Source organism: Flavisolibacter ginsengisoli DSM 18119, from assembly GCF_900129295.1.
GTDB classification, from domain to species: Bacteria; Bacteroidota; Bacteroidia; order Chitinophagales; family Chitinophagaceae; genus Flavisolibacter; species Flavisolibacter ginsengisoli.
Genome location: NZ_FQUU01000051.1, coordinates 1 through 1,575 on the forward strand (window position 1 = coordinate 1; position 1,575 = coordinate 1,575).

2 protein-coding genes are annotated in these 1,575 nt (G+C 43.7%); both read left to right on the forward strand.

Annotation, left to right across the window (positions count from 1 at the left end):
• Positions 1 to 652 (forward strand): hypothetical protein (locus BUA53_RS21375; RefSeq protein ID WP_175546138.1); only part of this gene is annotated, 652 nt, incomplete at its 5' end.
• Positions 653 to 658: 6 nt separating this feature from the next.
• Positions 659 to 1,575, forward strand: a 917-nt coding sequence (locus BUA53_RS20870) for a hypothetical protein (RefSeq protein ID WP_139256554.1), incomplete at its 3' end; no start/stop codon positions are given.

A 1,575-nucleotide genomic window follows, 5' to 3' on the forward strand; every position in this document is an offset into this window, starting at 1 on the left:
GGCAGCCTGTGGTGGCACTGCTGCTGGTAGTGCAGGAACTGGTGCGTGTGGACAAAGTAACCCTGTAAGTGTTGTTGTTTTTCCAACAGCACCTGCGGCACCATTAGCGCCTGGTTGTGGAGCAATTACTATTACACCTCCGCCTTCAGTTCCAGGGTTTAATATTCAATACAGCTTTGATGATGGTACAACCTGGGATAAACCCATTCCTACTGCGGATAATTGTGATGGTTACAAAATAAGAGCCCGTTATGTAACCGCAGCTGATTGTGGAAGTACTATTGCTGGAACTGCCGGATCCGGGGCTTGTGGTGCATCGCCTGCAACCACCAGGAAGGTGGATAATACAAAACCTGAGGTTAAATGCCCCATTGTAGATCCAATTTGCGTGATATCCACAAATACCTATACCATTCCACCATTAATTGCTAGTGATAATTGTACTGCACCTGACAAATTAACCATTACTTATACAATAGGAGGAGCAACGAATACCAGGCCACCTGGAACAGGACTTGATGCCAGTGGAATTTTTAATGTTGGGGTTTCAATCATTACATGGACTGTGGTAGATGAATGTGGGAATAGCAATACCTGTACGACACAGGTAACAATTAATCCAAAACCAGCACCAACCATTTACCATAATTAACAAGAAATGTACAAACGCGATAAACATACAGCAATAATCAAAGGAGGCATTGGGCCAGGCGCCTGGTTGTCTCTTTTGCAATGGTTACGGCTGTTGGTGCTTTCGCTTTCGCGTATAAATCATTACAAACCGGATAAGGGGTCATATAAACCCATTCAATCACCCAAAAACCATATCCTATCAGAAGATTCAACCAAAACTAAAACGTTAACAGCAACCAAACTAACTAACATGAACCCGGCACACAAATACATAAAATGGAGCGTACTGTTGCTCTTTGCTTTTTTTGCAAAGTTTGCAACCGCGCAAACCGTGCCCCCACCCGGGCCATTCCCATTGACTGGAAATGACGATGTCTGTGTTGGTCAGACAAAGAATTATGGCGTTACCAAAGTGCCAGGGCATACTTATTCCTGGTCTATTACGCCTGGTACAGAAGGAGTGGACTGGATTCTCACTATATCAGATAATACTATCACGGTAAAATGGCTGAAGTCTGGTACTTATACAATATCTGTAATAGAGACTAATGAATACACTTGTTCCAGTGATGCTGTTCAGATACAGGTAATGGTTCATGATTTGCCTGTATGTTCCATTACGGGCCCTGACAATATATGTCCTGGTTCTACAAATCCTTATTCTGCACCAGCAGGAATGACCACTTATGCCTGGTCAGTTAGTGGAGATGCAACTATACCTGGAGCAACTAATGGACAGACTGTTTCAGTGGTTGCCGAAAATAAATGTGGAAGCTATATACTGACCCTTGTTATTACAAATCAATTTGGATGTACAAGTACATGTACACAGACATTTAATATAGTTGATAAGACAGCACCAGTGCTGGTGGGTGTGCCTACAGATGCAACGGCTGATTGCGGTGCGATCCCTGCACCTGCGACAGTGACTGCCACAGACAA